The organism is Pseudomonas koreensis, from assembly GCF_024169245.1.
Taxonomy (GTDB): domain Bacteria; phylum Pseudomonadota; class Gammaproteobacteria; order Pseudomonadales; family Pseudomonadaceae; genus Aquipseudomonas; species Aquipseudomonas koreensis_F.
The window spans coordinates 2,151,686-2,171,270 of sequence record NZ_JALJWP010000001.1 but is presented as its reverse complement, the minus strand read 5'-3'; the positions used below and the strand labels follow the sequence as shown (position 1 = coordinate 2,171,270).

The window sequence follows — 19,585 nt, the reverse complement described above, 5'->3', positions numbered from 1 at the left end:
AAAAGGGCGTTTTTGGTCCACCGCTAAAGAGCCTTAAAGGCCGGAGAATGCGACAGGTCGTCGCCAAGCGGTAAAAACCGGCGCAAAACGGGACGTTTGCGCCGGGTTCAGCAACGACTCAACGCAGGTCGAGCACGTCTTGCATGTCGTACAGGCCCGGCTCGCGACCATCCAGCCACAGCGCCGCACGCACCGCGCCCTTGGCGAAGGTCATGCGGCTCGAAGCCTTGTGGGTGATCTCGACGCGCTCGCCATCGGCAGCGAACAGCACGGTGTGATCACCGACGATATCGCCAGCACGCACGGTGGCGAAACCAATGGTTTCACGCTCACGCGCACCGGTCTGACCTTCGCGACCGTAGACCGCGACCTTCTTCAGATCACGCCCCAGCGCATCGGCAATCACTTCACCCATGCGCACTGCCGTGCCCGACGGAGCATCAACCTTGTGCCGGTGATGGGCTTCCATGATCTCGATATCGACATCGTCGCCCAGCACGCGCGCAGCGGTGTCGAGCAACTTCAGGCACAGGTTGACGCCGACGCTGAAGTTGGCGGCGAAGACGATCGGAATGTCCTTGCCCGCCTCGGCCAGCAATTGCTTCTCTTCAACACTGAAACCGGTGGTACCGATGATCATCGCTTTGCCGTGTTTGCGGCAGAACGCGAGATTCTTCAGGGTCACGGTCGGGTGAGTGAAGTCGATCAGCACATCGAACTCTTCGACCACTCGATCCAGATCACCGGACAGCGGCACGCCGATACGGCCCAGCGCTGCCAGCTCACCGGCATCCGCGCCAACCAGCGTGCTGTCGGGACGATCGACCGCCGCGGTCAGACCGGCGCCCGGCGTCTGCTGCACTGCTTCAATCAGGGTCTTGCCCATGCGCCCGGCGGCGCCCATCACTGCAATACGTCGCATGCCGACTCCTTACAAATCGCCGAAGAAACGCTTCACACCGTCGAACCAACCGGTGGTTTTCGGCGAGTGGCTGTTGTCGTCGGCCAGGGAGCTGCGGAATTCTTCCAGCAGTTCACGCTGACGACGGTTGAGGTTGACCGGCGTTTCCACAGCCACACGACACATCAGGTCGCCGGCACCGCCGCCACGCACTGGCGCCACGCCTTTACCGCGTACGCGGAACTGCTTGCCGGTCTGCGTGCCTTCGGGGATTTTCAGTTTGACGCGACCGTCGAGGGTCGGAATTTCCAGCTCGCCGCCCAGTGCTGCGTCGACGAAGCTGATTGGCACTTCGCAGAACAGATGCTTGCCGTCACGCTGAAAGATGTCGTGTTCGCGCACATTGATCACAACGTACAGGTCGCCAGTCGGCCCGCCCTGGGTACCCGCCTCGCCTTCGCCGGACAGACGAATGCGGTCGCCAGTATCAACACCGGCAGGCACTTTGACCGACAGGGTTTTGTACTCTTCGACGCGACCGTCGCCGTGGCAGGAGTCGCACGGATCGGAAATGATCTTGCCCTGACCATGGCAGCGCGGGCAGGTCTGCTGCACCGAGAAGAAGCCCTGTTGCATGCGCACCTGGCCGATGCCGCCGCAGGTCGGGCACGTCGTCGGCGACGAGCCTTTCTTGGCCCCCGAACCATCGCACGGCTTGCAGTTGACCAGTGTCGGAACGCGGATATTCACCGACGTACCGCGCACCGCTTCTTCCAGATTCAGTTCCAGGGTGTAGCGCAGATCGCTGCCACGCTGAGCGCCGCCACGGGCACCGCCGCGACCGCCACCGAAGAAATCACTGAAGACATCGCCGAAGATGTCCGAGAAGTTCTGGCCACCGAAACCGGCACCGCCGCCACCCATGCTCGGATCGACGCCGGCATGACCGTACTGATCGTATGCCGCGCGCTTGCTGGCGTCGGACAACACTTCATAGGCCTCGTTGGCCTCTTTGAATGCTTCTTCGGAAGCTTTGTCGCCGGGATTACGGTCGGGGTGGTGCTTCATGGCCAGGCGGCGATAGGCCTTCTTCAGGTCCGCTTCGCTCGTGCCCCGCTCGACACCCAATACTTCGTAATAGTCACGCTTTGCCATAAGTTCTTTGCACTCTTAAGGACGTTCGGCAAACCCCTCCTGAGCCTCGCCAAACTCGTTGAGCCCCCATTAAGGGCCGGACCCAACTCACGTCAATTCAACGATCCTGGTCTTGATTGATGCGGTATCTGCGGCGCGAAAAGCAGGAGCATTTTCAGCCATACCACCAACACGCGAGCGTTGTCGCATGCTGTAAAAATTCACGTATTCCAGATACGCCAACGCGGGAGGCAAGCTCCCGCGCGGCGACATCCTACCAGTCACCGCCGCAAGGCAGTCAACCGGGCGACCAACAACTTACTTGTGGTCTTTGACTTCTTCGAACTCGGCGTCGACAACGTCGTCAGCCTTCTCAGCCGATTCGCCTTGCGGGGCTGCGCCATCAGCTGGCTGAGCCTGTTCGGCGTACATCTTCTGAGCAACCGGAGCGGAGACCTTCGACAGCTCTTCAACCTTGGCTTCGATGGCAGCCTTGTCGTCGCCTTTGACGGCGGCTTCCAGAGCAACCACTGCAGCTTCGATTGCAGTCTTCTCTTCGGCGGTGACCTTGTCGCCCGCGTCAGCGACCATCTTGCGAGTCGAGTGTACCAGTGCATCACCCTGGTTACGGGCAGCGGCCAGTTCTTCGAACTTGCGGTCTTCCTCGGCATTCGCCTCGGCGTCACGCACCATGCGCTCGATTTCTTCGTCGGACAGACCGGAGTTGGCCTTGATCACGATCGACTGGGTCTTGCCGGTAGCCTTGTCTTTCGCGCCGACGTGCAGGATGCCGTTGGCGTCGATGTCGAAGGTCACTTCGATCTGCGGCACACCACGTGGAGCTGGTGGAATGTCGGCCAGGTCGAACTTGCCCAGCGATTTGTTCTGTGCGGCTTGCTTGCGCTCGCCCTGCAGAACGTGAATGGTCACAGCGCCCTGGTTGTCGTCGGCAGTCGAGAACACTTGCGATTTCTTGGTAGGAATCGTGGTGTTTTTCTCGATCAGCGCGGTCATCACGCCACCCATGGTTTCGATACCCAGGGTCAGCGGGCTGACGTCGAGCAGCAGCACGTCTTTCACGTCACCGGCCAGAACAGCGCCCTGAATCGCAGCACCCATGGCAACGGCTTCGTCCGGGTTGACGTCTTTACGCGCTTCTTTACCGAAGAAATCGGTAACCAGCTTCTGTACCAGCGGCATACGAGTCTGACCACCGACCAGAATCACGTCGTTGATCGCGCTGACGTCGATACCGGCGTCTTTCATGGCAATGCGGCAAGGTTCGATGGTGCGCTGAACCAGGTCTTCAACCAGTGCTTCGAGCTTGGCACGCGAGATCTTCACGTTCAGGTGCTTAGGACCGGTCGCGTCTGCAGTGATGTACGGCAGGTTGACGTCGGTCGACTGAGCGGACGACAGCTCGATCTTGGCTTTCTCAGCGGCTTCTTTCAGGCGCTGCATGGCCAGCGGGTCACCTTTGAGGTTCATGCCGCTTTCTTTCTTGAATTCGTCAACGAGGTAGTCGATCAGACGAATGTCGAAGTCTTCACCGCCAAGGAAGGTATCGCCGTTGGTGGCCAACACTTCGAACTGGTGCTCACCGTCAACTTCAGCGATCTCGATTACGGAAACGTCGAAGGTACCGCCACCCAGGTCATAAACGATCACGGTGTGGTCGCCCTTGGCCTTGTCCATACCGTAAGCCAGAGCGGCTGCGGTTGGTTCGTTGATGATACGTTTTACGTCCAGACCAGCGATGCGGCCGGCGTCTTTGGTGGCCTGACGCTGGCTGTCGTTGAAGTAGGCCGGAACGGTGATCACCGCTTCGGTCACTGCCTCGCCGAGGTAGTCTTCGGCGGTCTTCTTCATCTTCTTCAGAATTTCAGCCGAGATTTGTGGCGGAGCCATTTTCTGGCCGTTCACTTCAACCCAGGCGTCGTTGTTGTCAGCCTTGACGATCTTGTAAGGGACCATCTGGATGTCTTTCTGCACAACTTCTTCGTCGAAACGACGACCGATCAGACGCTTTACTGCGTACAGGGTGTTGTGCGGGTTGGTGACAGCCTGACGCTTGGCCGACTGACCTACCAGAATTTCGCCATCGTTGGCGTAAGCGATGATCGACGGCGTGGTACGCGCGCCTTCAGCGTTTTCAATAACTTTGGCTTTGCCGTTTTCCAGCACGGAGACGCAGGAGTTGGTAGTCCCCAGGTCGATACCGATAATCTTGCCCATGTTCACTCTCCCGAAACTTTGGATTTTGTTGCCGCAGCAGTGGTGGCTGACTGCGGTAGCACTTAAACGCTTGACTTCTAAATGGGGGCCTTGCGGCTAATTTCAAGCCTGCTCGTCAATCGAAGGCGAAACCGGTGCCGGCGCCTTGCTGACCACGACCATCGCCGGGCGCAACAGGCGACCATTGAGCTGGTAGCCCTTCTGGAAAACCTTAAGCACGCTGTTCGGCTCGACGTCGGCGCTTTCCTGCATGGCCATCGCCTGATGGTGAACGGCGTTGAACGGTTCGCCATGCGGATCGATCGCTTCAAGCTGATAGCGCTTGAGGGTGTCGTGGAACATTTTCAGGGTCAGCTCGATGCCTTCGCGCATCGGACGGATGCTTTCGTCGTCCGGGCTCGACAGCTCGAGGCCGCGCTCCAGGCTGTCGACGATCGGCAGCAGGTCGCTGGCGAATTTTTCCAGGGCAAACTTGTGCGCCTTCTCGACGTCCTGCTCGGCACGGCGGCGAACGTTCTGCAGATCGGCAGCAACACGCAGAGACTGATCCTGCGCGGCGGCCAATTGCTCTTCGAGCACTTGCACACGGGTCGCCAGGTCGTCACCCGAACCTTCGGGCGCCTGATTGGCATCTGGGTTTTGCGTATCTACTGTCTGTTCGTCAGCCATAGAATTCTCCTTTCAATTTCTTCCGCGAGCCTGACTCGCGCTTCTGCCCCGATATATGGGGCCGCAAAATCAGGCTTCAAGGGCTGCAATCGATTGTCCCTACAAAAAAGTGCTGAATAGTCATTCTCGAATGCGCTAAGAAAACTTTTCGATCAAGCAAATCGAGCTAAGCGAGGGCATTGTCAGGCCTGAACGAAACACTGTATAAATAACCAGACCTCAAGCCTGGGAGCGGCCCTTATGCTGGTGCACCTGTCCGTACACAACTACGCCATCGTCGAACATCTCGATCTCGAACTCGATCGCGGGATGAGCGTGATCACAGGGGAAACCGGCGCCGGCAAGTCGATCATGCTCGACGCCCTGGGCCTCACCCTGGGCGATCGCGCCGACAGCGGCGTGGTCCGCCCGGGAGCCGATAAAGCCGACATTCTCGCGACGTTCGACCTGGCTGATATCCCAGAAGCCAGCGCTTGGCTAGCCGAACGCGACCTGGAAAACGACGGGCCATGCATCCTGCGCCGGGTCATCACCTCCGAAGGTCGTTCGCGCGGCTATATCAACGGCACGCCCTGCCCGCTTGGCGACCTCAAAGCCCTTGGCGAGCTGCTGATCGATATCCACAGCCAGCACGAACATCAATCACTGCTGAAAACCGACACCCATCGCCGCCTGCTTGACGAGTACGCCGGGGCCACCGATCTGGCGCGTCAGGTGCAACTTGCCGCACAGCGCTGGCGCCAGACCCGCCAGGAACTGGAGCGCCTCTCCAACTCCGGCGATGAACAACGCGCACGTCATCAACTGCTCAGCTACCAGCTCGAAGAACTGGAAAACCTCGGCCTCGGCGAAAACGAACTCGAACAGCTGGAGCAGGAACACAAGAACCTGACCAACGCCGAAACCTTGCTGGGCATTTGCCGGCAAGTGGTCGAGCAGTGCAGCGAAAGCGATTCCGGCAACGTACTCAATGCGCTGACCGCCAGCCTCAACCGCCTGGCCAGCGTGAACAATTCTGTCGGCGCCCTGGGTGAAGCCAGCAGTCTGCTGACCAGCGCGCAGATTCAGGTGGAAGAAGCGGTCGGCGAGCTCAACCGCTTTCTCGACAACTTCGATGCCGACCCGGCTCGCCTGCAATACCTGGAAGAGCGCCTCGACGCGATCTACACCCTGGCGCGTAAACACCGGATCCAGCCGACCGAAGTCGGCGAAATGCAGCAGAAGCTGCTCGATGAAATCGAAACCCTGAACGCCAACGATGAGTCCATCGAGCGCCTGGGCGAAGAACTGGCCTCCTACGCCCGTCACTATCAAGAGAAAGCCCGCGAGCTGAGCGATCTTCGTCATCAGGCGGCCGGCAGTCTCGCCAGTGCAGTGGAGCAGGAAATCCAGCGCCTGGGCATGCCCGGTGGCCGCTTCACCATCGAACTGAAAGCCAACAGCAGCGACGAGTTGCTGCCGAACGGGCTGGAACAGGTCGAATTACTGGTCAGCGCCAACCCTGGGCAACCACTCAAGGCGCTGGCAAAAGTCGCGTCCGGCGGTGAGCTGTCGCGGATCAGTCTGGCGATTCAGGTAATCACCGCTCAGACCTCCCGCGTGCCAACGCTGGTATTCGACGAAGTGGATGTGGGTATCGGTGGGCCGACTGCGGAGATTGTCGGGCAGCTATTGCGGCGTCTCGGTGATCGCGGCCAGGTCTTGACCGTGACCCACTTGCCGCAAGTGGCGGCGCAGGGTCATCAACATCTGTTCGTGCACAAGGTCCGCGACGAGAAGGCGACTCACACCGCCGTCGCCAAGCTGAGCAAGAACGAACGTATCGAAGAAGTCGCGCGCATGCTCGGTGGCATCGATCTGACCAAAGAATCCCTGGCTCACGCGAAAAAAATGGTGGTGACCGCCAAGGCCTGACAAACGGTAGAAAGCACGAAGGCGACCCTTGGGTCGCCTTCGTTCGTTTCGCGAATGTGAAATTCGCGCGACATGCTTACTTTTTCTTGCGTACGTACAGTACGAGATTGTGATCGACCATCTCGAAGCCATGCTTCTCGACGATCGATTTCTGAAGCTTTTCGATTTCTTCGTCGAAGAATTCGATCACTTCACCCGATTCCACGTTGACCATGTGGTCGTGGTGACCACCGTCAGCCAGTTCGAAGACCGCGTGGCCGCCGTCGAAGTTGTGGCGGACCACGAGGCCGGCCGCTTCGAACTGGGTCAGTACACGGTAAACCGTGGCCAGACCAACGTCCTCACCAGCTTCCATCAACGCCTTGTAGACGTCCTCGGCACTCATGTGGCGCTGCTCGGTAGAGTCGAGCATTTGCAGGATCTTGACCCGTGGCAGGGTCACTTTGAGGCCGGCTTTGCGTAGTTCGCTATTTTCAACCATGGTCAGCTTTCTCGCGATGCTGCTTCGCAGCTTCTCTTAATGCGGGTATGATCGGCGTTTACGTTGTCCCAGCCAAGATAGTGGAAGTCGCCCACCGATGCAAAACACCAAGCTCTTGCTAACCAGTTTCACCTTTGTGGGACTGCTCGCACTCGCCGGTTGTTCATTCCCCGGGGTTTACAAAATCGACATCCAGCAGGGCAATGTCGTCACGCAGGACATGATAGACCAGTTACGCCCGGGAATGACCCGGCCGCAAGTACGGTTTATCATGGGCAACCCTCTGCTTGCCGACACGTTCCATGCCGATCGCTGGGATTATCTGTACAGCCTGCAACCGGGTGGCGGTGAACGCCAGCAGGAACGAATCAGCGTTATCTTCAATTCCAACGACCAGCTTGTCAGCCTGTCGGGTGACTTCATGCCGGGCGTGAGCCGTGACGAAGCCATTCTCGGCAAGGACAGCGGCACGAACGTTACCGCGCCTGCTGAAAACGCCGAGAAGCCAGAAGGTGAGAAGCCAGCCAAACCAGGCTCCTTGCTGGATCAGATCCAGAAGGACGTCGATGGTGTGGAAACCGTACCGGTTCCGACGCCAGAACCGCTGGACACCTCGCCGCAGTAATTCGCGAGGCAATAAAAAACCCGGACATTCCGGGTTTTTTATTGCCTGCCGTTTGGCTTGATCAAGAATTGCGTGCTTTCGCCTCAGCCGCTTTCGCCGCGCGCAGGCGTCGCACTTCCTTGGGATCGGCCAGCAGCGGCCGGTAAATTTCGATGCGATCGCCCGCCTTAACAGGGCGAGAATCCGCGTCAGTCACGACCTTGCCAAAAATCCCCAGCGGGCACTCCGCCAGATTCAGCTCAGGAAACTCGGCTGCGATGCCCGATTCCTGCACCGCCGCCCTAACGCTAACGCCTTCAGCGACCCTGATCGCACGAAGAACCTGCCGATCAACCGCCGCGTAGACGACTTCTATCTCGATCACCGGCTCAACCATGCATCTGCTTGGCGCGCTGGCAGAAAGCATCCACCAGCTGGTTAGCCGCCTGATTGAACAACGGCCCCAGAGTTGCGCGCACGAGCGGCCCGGCATAATCGAACGACAGATCCAGACTGATCTTGCAGGCCTTCTCGTTCAGCGCCTTGAATACCCAGATGCCGTGCAACTGAGTGAACGGACCTTCTTCAAGGTTCATCTCGATCGATTGCCCCGGCACCAGCGTATTGCGTGTGACGAAATGCTGGCTGAGCCCGCCCTTGGCCACGCCGACACTGGCACGCATGTGTTCCGGGGAGCTTTCCAGCACTTCGGCCTCCGAGCACCACGGCAGAAACTCCGGGTACCGCGCGACGTCGTTGACCAGGTCGTAGAGAAATTGCGCCGGGTACGGCAGAAGCGCGGATCGTTGGATATGTGTCGTCATGTAAGCGTTACTTCCAGAGCTGAGCGGCAAAGACTACAAGAATGCCGATAGGCGCCACGTAGCGCATCAAGAACAGGGACAGGGCAAACAGAACCGGGTTACGGATGGACAATTCATCCCGCACCGCTTCACGCCCCATCACCCATCCCGCGAACAGCACGAAACACAAGCCACCGAGGGGCAACATGATCCGCGAGGTGAAGAAATCGATCACACCGAAGAAGTCGAGACCGCTCTGCGCACCCCATTGGTAGAGGCTGAACACCCCGCCTTCGTTCACGAAAAACTTGGCTTCCTTCCAGATATTGAAGGAGAACACCGTGCCCAGACCGACAAACCAGCAGGTGAACGCCAGCCAGAAAGTCACCCACGCGCGGCTGACTTTGGTGCGTTCAACGAGGTACGCCACCATCGGTTCGAGCAGGGAAATCGCCGAACTCCAGGCCGCCACCGCGACCAGCACAAAGAACACCACGCCCATCAACTGGCCGAGAAATACGTTACCAAAAGCAAATGGCAGGCTGACGAACATCAGGCCCGGGCCTTCGCTCGGGTTCAGGCCCGCGGCGAACACAATCGGAAACAACGCCAGACCGGCTACCAGCGATACGAAAGTATCCAGCAGCGCAACGCCGACCACCGTGCCCGACAGCGAGGTGTTCTTCGGCATGTAGGCGCCGTAGATCATGATCGAGCCGACGCCAACGCTCAGCGAAAAGAACGCGTGGCCCATCGCTGGCAGCAGGCCGTCGAGGACCTTTTCCGGGTGGAAGTCGAACATGAAATGCACGCCTTCCATGAAATGCCCGGTGGTCATGCTGTAACCCAGCAACACCAACACCATCACGAACAGCAGCGGCATCATGATACGCAAGCTGCGCTCAAGCCCGGCGACCACACCTTTGGCGATCACGTAGGCCGACAGCAGCATGAAAATCGTGTGCCAAAGTGTCAGGCGCCATGGATTGGAGATCACATTGCCGAAATAGGCGCCGACCTGATCGGCCGTCGCGCCCTGGAAATCGCCCCGGCCCATGTCGACGATGTAGTCCAGCGACCAGCCGCCGACCACGCTATAGAAAGACAGAATCAGCAGGGCCGTGATCATCCCGGCAAATGCGCCCCATGACCATTTGGCCGAGTGCCCCGCCTCCAGCGCCAGCACCTTCAGGGCGTTCGCCGGACTCTGCCGGGCGCGCCGGCCGATCAGGGTTTCCGCGAGCATGACCGGGACACCGATGAGCGCGATGCAGGCCAGGAACATCAGCACGAAGGCGCCGCCACCGTAGACCCCGACCATGTAGGGGAACTTCCAGATACTACCCAGTCCCACGGCCGAACCGGTCGCGGCGAGTATGAATACCCAGCGGCTAGCCCAACTGCCGTGGACAGAAACCTTGTCTGTCGACATCGTTTATCACGCCCAAGCGTTAGAAAAAGAGGCCGCATTGTCCGGGATTCACTCAACCTGCTCAAGCACGCAGCAACACCGTAGCCGACAGCCGAACAACTCCATATAATGCCGCCCCTATGGCTAAACAGAAGAAACACCCAACAGGGACCATCGCGCAGAACAAAAAGGCGCGACACGATTACTTCATCGAGCACAAGTTCGAGGCTGGTCTGGTCCTGGCCGGCTGGGAAGTAAAAAGTCTGCGGGCGAGCAAGTTGCAGCTGGTCGACAGCTATGTCCTGCTCAAGGATGGCGAAGCGTGGTTGCTCGGCAGCCACATCACGCCGCTGATGACCGCGAGCACTCACGTCATCGCCGACCCGGTGCGCACACGCAAACTGCTGCTCAACCGCCGCGAGCTGGACAAGCTCGCCGCCGCCGTGCAGCAAAAGGGTTACGCCTGCGTCTGCCTGTCCTGGTACTGGAGCAAGCACATGGTCAAGTGCGAGATCGCTCTGGGCAAGGGCAAGAAGGAATACGACAAGCGTGACACCGAGCGCGAGCGCGACGCCGGTCGTGAATTGCAGCGTGCGGTGCGCAACAAGGGCAAGGAAGACTGATCTTTCCCCTTTAGCGCCAATTCGCGAGCAGGCTCGCTCCCACATCAGGAATGCATTTCCATGTGGGAGCGAGCCTGCTCGCGAAAGCTATTTCAGCATCAACACAAACACGCCTGATCACATCCCCTTGCGCCGCTCCGCCCGAGCCATGCGCTGCACCTCCTGACGCACCTCTTCCAGCACTTCCTGCACATACAGAATATGTCGGCTGGACACCTCGCGCGCCTGCTCGGCACGCCCTTCGATAATCGCCAGATACAATTCCCGGTGCTGCGCGATCAGCATGTCGCGGGTTTCCGTGCGCTGTTTGTACATGCCGCCAATGTTGGTCACGACGTTGCGCTTGAGCAGATTGAACAAACCACGAATCGTATGCAACAACACCGCGTTGTGGCTGGCCTCGGCAATCGCCAGATGAAATTTAGCATCCGCCGCGCCCTCTTCCGCCCGGCTGACTTCGTCGTGGCGCGAGTAGCAGTCCTGCAGCTCTTCGAACGCGGCGGTCAGGCGCTCACGGTCGACATCGGTCGCACGCAGCGCGGCGTAATAGGCGCACGATGCTTCCAGGGTGTGGCGAAACTCGAGCAAATCGCGCTGCGCTTCGGGATTGCTTTCAAGCAATTGCAACAGCGGATCGCTGAACGTCGAACCAAGGCCCTCCACCACATAATTGCCGCCGCCCTGGCGGCTGACCAGCAAGCCTTTGGCCGCGAGCTTCTGAATCGCCTCGCGCAACGACGGGCGTGATACGCCAAATTGTTCGGCCAGGGTGCGCTCGGCCGGCAGCCGCTCGCCTGACTTCAGCGTGCCCTCAAGGATCATCCCTTCGAGGCGCTCGACAATATCGTCAGACAAACGGCGCTGACGTATCTGATCAAAGCCCATAACTCATTTCTCCACGATCCCGACCGCTCGCCGGGCTGTCTATTCTGGCCTATCCGCGCGCCGCCGACACCTGCCAGAGGCTACTTCGCCAAAGCGGATCAGTTGCCCCCTGCACCGTATCTTCGACGAAAGTTTCAGGGCGGCAAATTGACACACCTACGCCAAGGCTTTTACCCTAGCCAACAGCGCTTGTAAATTGGTCTTACCAATTATCCAAATACGCTGACAGTGCCTGACCAACAACAATTAGGGGCCACCCCACTATGCAAACCTGGCAACAGCTCTACAGCCCGCTCGGCAGTCTCGGCGTTTCCGCACTCGCGGCCGTCATTCCCATCGTGTTCTTCTTTCTCGCCCTGGCGGTGTTCCGCCTCAAAGGCCATGTGGCCGGCAGCATCACCCTTGCGCTTTCGATTGCCGTGGCGATTTTCGCCTTCCAGATGCCGGTGGACATGGCGTTCGCCGCCGCCGGTTATGGCTTCGCTTATGGTCTGTGGCCGATTGCCTGGATCATTGTCGCGGCAGTGTTCCTCTACAAGCTGACGGTGGAGAGCGGTCAGTTCGAGGTGATCCGCAGCTCGGTTCTGTCGATCACCGATGACCAGCGCCTGCAGGTGCTGCTGATCGGTTTCTGCTTCGGCGCATTTCTGGAAGGTGCCGCCGGTTTCGGCGCGCCGGTCGCGATTACTGCCGCACTACTTGTAGGCCTGGGCTTCAATCCGCTGTACGCCGCCGGCCTGTGCCTGATCGCCAACACCGCGCCGGTGGCGTTCGGCGCGCTGGGTATTCCGATCATCGTTGCGGGTCAGGTCACTGGCATTGACGCCTTCAAGATCGGCGCCATGACCGGTCGCCAACTGCCGCTGCTGTCGCTGTTCGTGCCGTTCTGGCTGGTGTTCATGATGGACGGCCTGCGCGGTGTGCGCGAAACCTGGCCGGCCGCGCTGGTGGCAGGTTTGAGCTTCGCTATCACCCAGTACTTCACTTCGAACTTCATCGGCCCGGAACTGCCGGACATCACCTCGGCGCTGGCCAGCCTGATTTCGCTGACCCTGTTCCTGAAAGTCTGGCAGCCAAAACGCGCCGCCGGCCAACATATCGCTGGTGCTGTTTCTGCTTCGGTGGTGACCGCGAGCGTTGGTGGCTTCGGCCAGAAGCGCACCACCGTGGCTTCGCCTTACAGCCTCGGGGAAATTTTCAAAGCCTGGTCGCCGTTCCTGATCCTCACCATACTGGTGACGATCTGGACGCTGAAGCCCTTCAAAGCGATGTTCGCCGCCGGCGGCTCGATGTACAGCTGGGTGTTCAACTTCGCCATTCCGCACCTTGATCAACTGGTGATCAAGACTGCGCCGATCGTAGCCAACCCGACCGCGATTCCTGCGGTGTTCAAACTCGACCCGATTTCTGCCACCGGCACGGCGATTTTCTTCTCCGCGCTGATCTCGATGCTGGTGCTGAAGATCGATTTCAAAACTGGTCTGACCACTTTGAAAGAAACCTTCTATGAACTGCGCTGGCCGATCCTGTCGATCGGCATGGTGCTGGCGTTCGCCTTTGTCACCAACTACTCCGGCATGTCTTCGACCATGGCCCTGGTGCTGGCCGGTACAGGCGCGGCGTTCCCGTTCTTCTCGCCATTCCTCGGCTGGCTGGGCGTGTTCCTCACCGGCTCGGATACTTCGTCGAACGCGCTGTTCAGTTCGTTGCAAGCGACCACGGCGCACCAGATCGGCGTCAACGACACCTTGCTGGTGGCGGCCAATACCAGCGGCGGCGTGACCGGCAAGATGATCTCGCCGCAATCGATCGCCGTGGCCTGCGCCGCGACCGGTCTGGTCGGCAAGGAATCGGATCTGTTCCGCTTCACCCTCAAGCACAGCCTATTCTTTGCAACGATTGTCGGTTTGATCACCCTGGCTCAGGCCTACTGGTTCACCGGCATGCTGGTGCACTAAAACCTACAAGACGCCTACAAGAAAGACGGAAATAACCGACGCCGGCCCGTGATCCGGCGTCAGCAATTCACCACCGGGTCTGTAAGGCTGCTGAAAGCAACGCGCTTTATATTCGGCAGCCGCAGCAGACGGATAACCGGGCCCACCCGGAGACACGCCTGATGAGCGAGCTTTTTTACAACGCTGTGCCGAACGCGACCCGCGTGGCACCGCCACTGCCCGAACCTCGGCAATACCCCAGCGAGAAACCGTCGCGGGTCTACCTGTTCGGCACGTGTGTGGTCGACCTGTTCTACCCCGAAGCCGGGATGGACGCGATCCATCTGCTGGAGCGCGAAGGGATCCGGGTCGAGTATCCGCAAGGGCAGAGTTGCTGCGGCCAACCGGCCTACACCTCGGGTTACACCGAGCAGGCGCGGACGGTAGCGCGCTCGCAACTGGCGCTGTTTGCCGGGGATTATCCGGTGGTGGTGCCGTCGGGTTCCTGCGCCGGCATGCTGCGCGAGCATTACGCCGACTTGTTCAAGGACGAGCCGGAGACGTTGAAACAGGTGCAGGCCCTTGCGGCTCGCACTTATGAACTGGCCGAGTTTCTGCTGTTTGTCTGCAAGGTGCAGCTCAAGGACAGCGGCGAGCCGGTGAAAGTCGCGCTGCACACATCGTGTTCGGCACGCCGCGAAATGAACACCCACCTGCACGGTCGCGAGTTGCTGGCGCAGTTGAGCAACGTGGAGCGGGTCAATCACGACCACGAAAGCGAATGCTGTGGCTTTGGTGGGACATTCAGCGTCCGTATGCCAGACATTTCCGGGGCGATGGTGGCTGACAAGACCAAAGCGCTGAAGGATTCCGGCGCGCATCAGGTGTTGAGCGCCGACTGTGGCTGTTTGATGAACATCAACGGCGCATTGGAGAAACAAAAAGAAGCGCTGCGCGGGCAACATCTCGCCAGCTTCTTATGGCAGCGAACCGGAGGTGCGCAATGAGCACCTCGACGATTATTCCTACGGTCGCCGTAGAAGAAGATTTCCGCACCCGGGCGCACAACGCTTTGGGTGATCAGCAGCTGCGGAACAACTTCCGCACTGCCATGGATTCACTGATGACCAAGCGGGCAGCGGCTTTCAGCGATGCCCACGAAAGAGAACACTTGCGCGCACTGGGCAATTCGATCAAGGCCCGCGCGCTGTCCAGGTTGCCCGACCTGCTTGAGCAACTGGAACAGAACCTGACCCGCAACGGTGTGACAGTGCACTGGGCGGAAACGGTGGACGAAGCCAATGGCATCGTCTTATCGATCATCCGCGCTCACGAGGCGCGGCAAGTGATCAAGGGCAAATCGATGGTCAGCGAAGAGATGGAGATGAACCATTTCCTCGAGGCTCGGGACATTGAATGCCTGGAGTCCGACATGGGGGAGTACATCGTCCAGCTCGACCACGAGAAGCCTTCACACATCATTATGCCGGCGATCCACAAGAATGCCGGTCAGGTCGCGTCCTTGTTCCACGACAAACTTGGCGTGGAGTACACCAAGGACGTTGACCAACTCATTCAGATCGGTCGCAGGGTCCTGCGGCAGAAATTCTTCGAAGCCGACATCGGCGTCTCCGGCGTCAACTTCGCCGTGGCCGAAACCGGCACCCTGCTGCTGGTGGAAAACGAAGGCAACGGGCGCATGACCACCACCGTGCCGCCGGTGCACATCGCCGTGACCGGCATTGAAAAAGTCGTGGAAAACCTGCGCGACGTGGTGCCGCTGCTGTCACTGCTGACGCGCTCGGCGCTGGGCATTCCGATCACCACTTACGTCAACATGATCTCCGGCCCGCGCAAGGAACACGAACTCGACGGCCCGCAGGAAGTGCATCTGGTGCTGCTCGACAACGGTCGCAGCCAGGCCTTCGCCGACAGTGAATTGCGCCAGACCCTGAACTGCATCCGCTGCGGCGCCTGCATGAATCATTGCCCGGTGTACACCCGCGTCGGCGGCCACACCTATGGCGAGGTCTACCCCGGGCCGATCGGCAAAATCATCACCCCACACATGGTCGGCCTGGCCAAGGTTCCGGACCACCCGAGCGCGTCCTCATTGTGCGGCGCCTGCGGTGAAGTCTGCCCGGTGAAAATTCCGATCCCGGCGATCCTGCGCCGTCTGCGCGAAGAAAACGTCAAAGCCCCGGACGCGCCGAATCAGGTGATGCGCGGCCAGGGCAGCAAATATTCGCGCAAGGAGCGTTTTATCTGGAACGCCTGGGCCAGGCTCAATAGCTCGCCGACCCTGTACCGAATCTTCGCTTTCTTTGCCACGCGCCTGCGCGCGTTGACACCCAGCAACGTCGGCCCATGGACGCAAAATCACAGCGCACCAAAACCCGCCGCGCGTTCGTTGCATGACATGGCCCGCGAGCATCTGGGCAAACAGGGAGAGCGTCGATGAGCGCCAAGCAAAATATCCTCGGCAAACTGCGGAAAAGTCTGACCGGCACCACGCCAATCGCCGATAACTTCGACGTCGATCTGGTCACCCAGCCCTACACCTACAGCGCCGAGCAACGCATCCCGCAACTGCGCAAACTGATGGAAGCGGTGCACACCGAAATCCACCTGACCTCGGGTGCCGAGTGGCCGTCATTACTGGCGCAACTGCTGCGCGACCGCCAGTTGCCGAGCCTGCTGATCGCTCCGACTACACCGCACGGGCAGCGCATCACACAGCACTGGGCGAATAATCCCGAGCTGCCAGCACTGAAATCCTACGACCGGCGGATGGAAGAATGGAAAGCCGAGTTGTTCAACGACACCCCGGCCAGCCTCACCGGCACCCTCGGTGCGATCGCCGCGACCGGCAGCCTGATCATCTGGCCAACCCGTGAAGAACCACGCTTGATGAGCCTGGTGCCCCCGGTACATTTCGCCCTGCTCAAGGCCAGCGAAATCCGCGACAACTTCTATCAGGTGCAAGAGGAATTCGAATGGGCGCAAGGCATGCCGACCAACGCGCTGCTGGTCTCCGGCCCGTCGAAAACCGCCGATATTGAACAAGTCCTCGCCTACGGCGCGCATGGCCCGAAAGATCTGGTCGTGCTGATTCTGGAGGATCAATGAGTCTTCCTGCCGCTTTCCTGCGTGATGCCGAGCGACTGATTCCGCCAGAGCGGCGCTTCGACGATCCGCTGTCGACCCTGGCCTTTGGTACCGACGCCAGTTTCTATCGACTGATCCCGAAACTGGTGATCCGCGTCGAATCCGAGGACGAAGTGGTGGCGCTGCTGCAACTGGCCCAGCGTGACAACGTGCCGGTGACCTTCCGCGCCGCCGGCACCAGCCTGTCCGGGCAGGCGATCAGCGATTCCGTGCTGATCGTGCTCGGGGATAACTGGAACGCTCGCGAGATTCGCGGCCAGGGCACGCAGATCCGCCTGCAACCGGGAGTAATCGGCGCGCAAGCCAACGCTTGGTTGGCACCGTTCGGGCGCAAGATCGGCCCGGACCCGGCGTCGATCAATGCCTGCAAGATCGGCGGCATTGTCGCCAACAACGCCAGCGGCATGTGCTGCGGCACCGCGCAAAATACCTACCACACCTTGGCCGGGATTCGTCTGGTGCTGGCCGACGGCACGCGCCTCGACACCGAGGACCCTGCCAGCGTCGCGGCATTTCGTTCAAGCCACGGCGAACTGCTCGAACGCTTGGCGACTTTAGGTCGTGAGACCCGCGCCAACGCCGAACTGGCCGCGAGAATTCGCCACAAATACCGTCTGAAAAATACCACCGGCCTGTCGCTCAATGCCTTGGTGGATTTCGACGAGCCTGTGGATATCTTGAGCCACCTGCTGGTCGGCTCCGAGGGCACCCTCGGCTTTATCAGTGCGGTGACTTACGACACCGTCATCGATCACCCGAACAAGGCCTCGGCGCTGATCGTGTTCCCCGATGTCGAGACGTGCTGCAACGCCGTCACCGTGCTGAAAAGCCAACCGGTATCCGCAGTGGAGCTGCTCGACCGACGTAGTCTGCGTTCCGTGCAGGACAAAAAAGGCATGCCGGCTTTCGTACAGCGGCTGTCGGAAAATGCCTGCGCGCTGCTCATCGAATCCCGCGCAGCCTCGTCGACATTACTGCAGGAACAACTGGCGCAAATCATGGCGTCGCTGCGCGTTTTCCCGGTAGAGAAGCAGGTCGACTTCACCGAAGACCCGGTGGAAAACGCCCGACTCTGGGCCATCCGCAAAGACACCTTCCCCGCCGTTGGCGCCGTGCGCAAAACCGGCACCACAGTGATCATCGAAGACGTGACCTTCCCGGTCGAACTACTGGCGATCGGCGTCAATCGCCTGATCGAACTGTTCGACAAACATGCCTACGACGAAGCGATCCTTTTCGGACACGCACTGGAAGGCAATCTGCACTTCGTCTTCACCCAAGGCTTCAACAGCCCGGAAGAAATCGCACGCTACCAAGCGTTCATGGACGACGTCGCGCAACTGGTCGCGGTGGAATTCGGTGGCTCGCTGAAGGCCGAACACGGCACAGGGCGCAACATGGCGCCGTTCGTCGAACTCGAATGGGGCAGCGACGCCTATCAACTGATGTGGCAGCTCAAACGCCTGCTCGACCCCAACGGCATTCTCAATCCGGACGTCGTGCTAAGCGAAGATCCGCAGATCCATCTCAAGCACCTGAAACCGCTGCCGGCGGCGGACGAGATTGTGGATAAGTGCATCGAGTGCGGTTTTTGCGAACCGGTCTGCCCATCGAAAGGCCTGACCCTGAGCCCGCGCCAGCGCATCGTCATCTGGCGCGATATCCAGGCGAAAAAACGCGCCGGCGTCGACACCACCGAACTGGAAAAAGCCTTCGACTACCAAGGCATCGACACCTGTGCCGCGACCGGCCTGTGCGCGCAACGCTGTCCTGTAGGCATCAATACCGGCGAGCTGGTGAAAAAGCTCCGTGGCAGACACGCTACACACCAGAAAACCGCTGACTGGATCGAAGGAAACTTCGCCAAAACCCTGCAAGGCGCGCGCTTCACCCTGCACGTCGCCAATGGCGCGCGGATAATGCTCGGGGCGCCGCGTCTGGCGAAGTTGTCGGCAACGCTTACGCGCTTGTCCAAAGGCCAGGTGCCGTTGTGGACCAACGCCATGCCACAACCGGAAAAAGCCATTCGCTTCAGCCCGAGCGTTTCGGACGAGCGCCCGCGCGTGGTCTATCTGGCTGCTTGCGTCTCGCGGGTCATGGGCCCGGCGGCGGGCGACAAAGAACAGATGTCGCTGTACGACAAAACCCGTGGCCTGCTGGAAAAGGCCGGTTACCAGGTAGTCTTTCCCGACAACCAGGACAACCTCTGCTGCGGCCAGCCGTTCGCCTCCAAAGGCTACGCCGAACAGGCCGAGCACAAGCGCCAGGAACTGATCAGCGCCCTGCTCCACGCCAGCCGCGGCGGCCTCGATCCGATCTATTGCGACACCAGCCCGTGTACGCTGCGACTGGTTCAGGACATCGGCGAAACGCGACTGGATCTGTACGATCCGGTGCGCTTCATCCGTACGCATCTGCTGGATCGTCTGGACTTCACACCCCAGCAAGCGCCAATTGCCGTCCACGTGACCTGCAGCACTCAACATTTGGGCGAAAGCCAGGCGCTGATCGATCTGGCGCGCAAATGCAGCACCACCGTGGTGATTCCCGAAGGCATACATTGCTGCGGATTTGCCGGCGACAAAGGCTTCACCACCCCGGAGCTAAACAGCCATTCACTGCGTACGCTCAAGGACGCCGTGCAGCACTGCAGCGAGGGGATTTCCACCAGCCGCACCTGCGAAATCGGCCTGACCCAGCACGGTGGCATCGACTACCACGGGCTGGTTTATCTGGTGGATCGGGTGACGCGGGCAAAAGTCGTCTGAAGAAAAATAGAACTCTTGAGCGAGACGGCAATCCACAGAACAGGCCCCGACA

General features: G+C 59.9%; 17 protein-coding genes. 8 read left to right on the top strand and 9 right to left on the bottom strand.

Annotated features, from left to right (window positions below; all coding sequences use genetic code 11):
- Positions 1-118: 118 nt before the first annotated feature.
- The 4 genes from dapB to grpE form a co-directional block, all read right to left on the bottom strand.
- Positions 119-922: a 4-hydroxy-tetrahydrodipicolinate reductase gene (gene dapB, locus J2Y90_RS09710; RefSeq protein ID WP_016771766.1), complete on the bottom strand. Its 804-nt coding sequence runs from the start codon at positions 920-922 to the stop codon at positions 119-121.
- A gap of 9 nt (positions 923-931) precedes the next feature.
- Positions 932-2,056, bottom strand: a complete 1,125-nt coding sequence (dnaJ, locus tag J2Y90_RS09705; RefSeq protein WP_016771767.1) for a molecular chaperone DnaJ — start codon at positions 2,054-2,056, stop codon at positions 932-934.
- A gap of 297 nt (positions 2,057-2,353) precedes the next feature.
- Complete coding sequence (gene dnaK, locus J2Y90_RS09700) at positions 2,354-4,270, bottom strand: molecular chaperone DnaK (RefSeq protein ID WP_024011565.1); 1,917 nt, start codon at positions 4,268-4,270, stop codon at positions 2,354-2,356.
- 102 nt (positions 4,271-4,372) lie between these two features.
- Positions 4,373-4,939, bottom strand: a complete 567-nt coding sequence (grpE, locus tag J2Y90_RS09695; protein ID WP_039759570.1) for a nucleotide exchange factor GrpE — start codon at positions 4,937-4,939, stop codon at positions 4,373-4,375.
- Between the two features lie 240 nt (positions 4,940-5,179).
- Here grpE and recN point away from each other — a divergent pair, with 240 nt between their 5' ends.
- The gene (gene recN / locus J2Y90_RS09690; protein ID WP_253498911.1) at positions 5,180-6,853 is read left to right on the top strand and encodes a DNA repair protein RecN; all 1,674 of its coding nucleotides are present in this window, start codon (positions 5,180-5,182) and stop codon (positions 6,851-6,853) included.
- A 76-nt stretch (positions 6,854-6,929) separates the two neighbouring features.
- On the opposite strand, the gene fur is transcribed toward recN, so the two are convergent.
- On the bottom strand, positions 6,930-7,334 hold the full coding sequence (gene fur / locus J2Y90_RS09685) for a ferric iron uptake transcriptional regulator (protein ID WP_016771770.1): 405 nt from the start codon (positions 7,332-7,334) through the stop codon (positions 6,930-6,932).
- Positions 7,335-7,431: 97 nt separating this feature from the next.
- Between fur and J2Y90_RS09680 the strand changes: the two genes are divergently transcribed.
- On the top strand, positions 7,432-7,959 hold the full coding sequence (locus J2Y90_RS09680) for an outer membrane protein assembly factor BamE (RefSeq protein WP_253498909.1): 528 nt from the start codon (positions 7,432-7,434) through the stop codon (positions 7,957-7,959).
- A 61-nt stretch (positions 7,960-8,020) separates the two neighbouring features.
- Here J2Y90_RS09680 and J2Y90_RS09675 read toward each other — a convergent pair whose 3' ends face one another.
- Genes J2Y90_RS09675 through J2Y90_RS09665 form a run of 3 tightly spaced genes read right to left on the bottom strand, consistent with a single transcriptional unit; the run spans position 8,021 to position 10,173 of the window.
- Positions 8,021-8,335, bottom strand: coding sequence for an RnfH family protein (locus J2Y90_RS09675; protein WP_253498907.1), 315 nt, complete (start codon positions 8,333-8,335; stop codon positions 8,021-8,023).
- Positions 8,328-8,762: a type II toxin-antitoxin system RatA family toxin gene (locus J2Y90_RS09670; RefSeq protein WP_016771773.1), complete on the bottom strand. Its 435-nt coding sequence runs from the start codon at positions 8,760-8,762 to the stop codon at positions 8,328-8,330. Before J2Y90_RS09670 ends, J2Y90_RS09675 begins: the two co-directional genes overlap by 8 nt.
- A 7-nt stretch (positions 8,763-8,769) precedes the next feature.
- Positions 8,770-10,173 (bottom strand): sodium-dependent transporter, encoded by a 1,404-nt coding sequence (locus J2Y90_RS09665; RefSeq protein ID WP_253498904.1) that lies wholly within the window; start codon positions 10,171-10,173, stop codon positions 8,770-8,772.
- A gap of 119 nt (positions 10,174-10,292) precedes the next feature.
- Here J2Y90_RS09665 and smpB point away from each other — a divergent pair, with 119 nt between their 5' ends.
- Positions 10,293-10,775 (top strand): SsrA-binding protein SmpB, encoded by a 483-nt coding sequence (gene smpB / locus J2Y90_RS09660; protein WP_007953781.1) that lies wholly within the window; start codon positions 10,293-10,295, stop codon positions 10,773-10,775.
- A 117-nt stretch (positions 10,776-10,892) separates the two neighbouring features.
- Here smpB and J2Y90_RS09655 read toward each other — a convergent pair whose 3' ends face one another.
- Positions 10,893-11,660, bottom strand: a complete 768-nt coding sequence (locus tag J2Y90_RS09655; RefSeq protein ID WP_253498900.1) for an FCD domain-containing protein — start codon at positions 11,658-11,660, stop codon at positions 10,893-10,895.
- A gap of 263 nt (positions 11,661-11,923) precedes the next feature.
- Between J2Y90_RS09655 and J2Y90_RS09650 the strand changes: the two genes are divergently transcribed.
- From J2Y90_RS09650 to J2Y90_RS09630, 5 genes are all read left to right on the top strand, one after another.
- Positions 11,924-13,618: a lactate permease LctP family transporter gene (locus tag J2Y90_RS09650; protein WP_253498897.1), complete on the top strand. Its 1,695-nt coding sequence runs from the start codon at positions 11,924-11,926 to the stop codon at positions 13,616-13,618.
- A gap of 161 nt (positions 13,619-13,779) precedes the next feature.
- Positions 13,780-14,604 carry a (Fe-S)-binding protein gene (locus J2Y90_RS09645; protein ID WP_253498894.1) on the top strand — a complete coding sequence of 275 codons (825 nt, stop codon included), beginning with the start codon at positions 13,780-13,782 and terminating at the stop codon, positions 14,602-14,604.
- Entirely contained in the window at positions 14,601-16,058 is a 1,458-nt protein-coding gene (locus tag J2Y90_RS09640) for a LutB/LldF family L-lactate oxidation iron-sulfur protein (protein WP_039759593.1), read from the top strand. Before J2Y90_RS09645 ends, J2Y90_RS09640 begins: the two co-directional genes overlap by 4 nt.
- A complete protein-coding gene (locus tag J2Y90_RS09635; protein ID WP_253498891.1) occupies positions 16,055-16,726 on the top strand; it encodes a LutC/YkgG family protein in 672 nt (223 codons plus the stop codon). The genes J2Y90_RS09640 and J2Y90_RS09635 overlap by 4 nt, the downstream gene beginning before the upstream one ends.
- Positions 16,723-19,533: an FAD-binding and (Fe-S)-binding domain-containing protein gene (locus J2Y90_RS09630; RefSeq protein ID WP_253498889.1), complete on the top strand. Its 2,811-nt coding sequence runs from the start codon at positions 16,723-16,725 to the stop codon at positions 19,531-19,533. The genes J2Y90_RS09635 and J2Y90_RS09630 overlap by 4 nt, the downstream gene beginning before the upstream one ends.
- Positions 19,534-19,585: the final 52 nt, after the last annotated feature.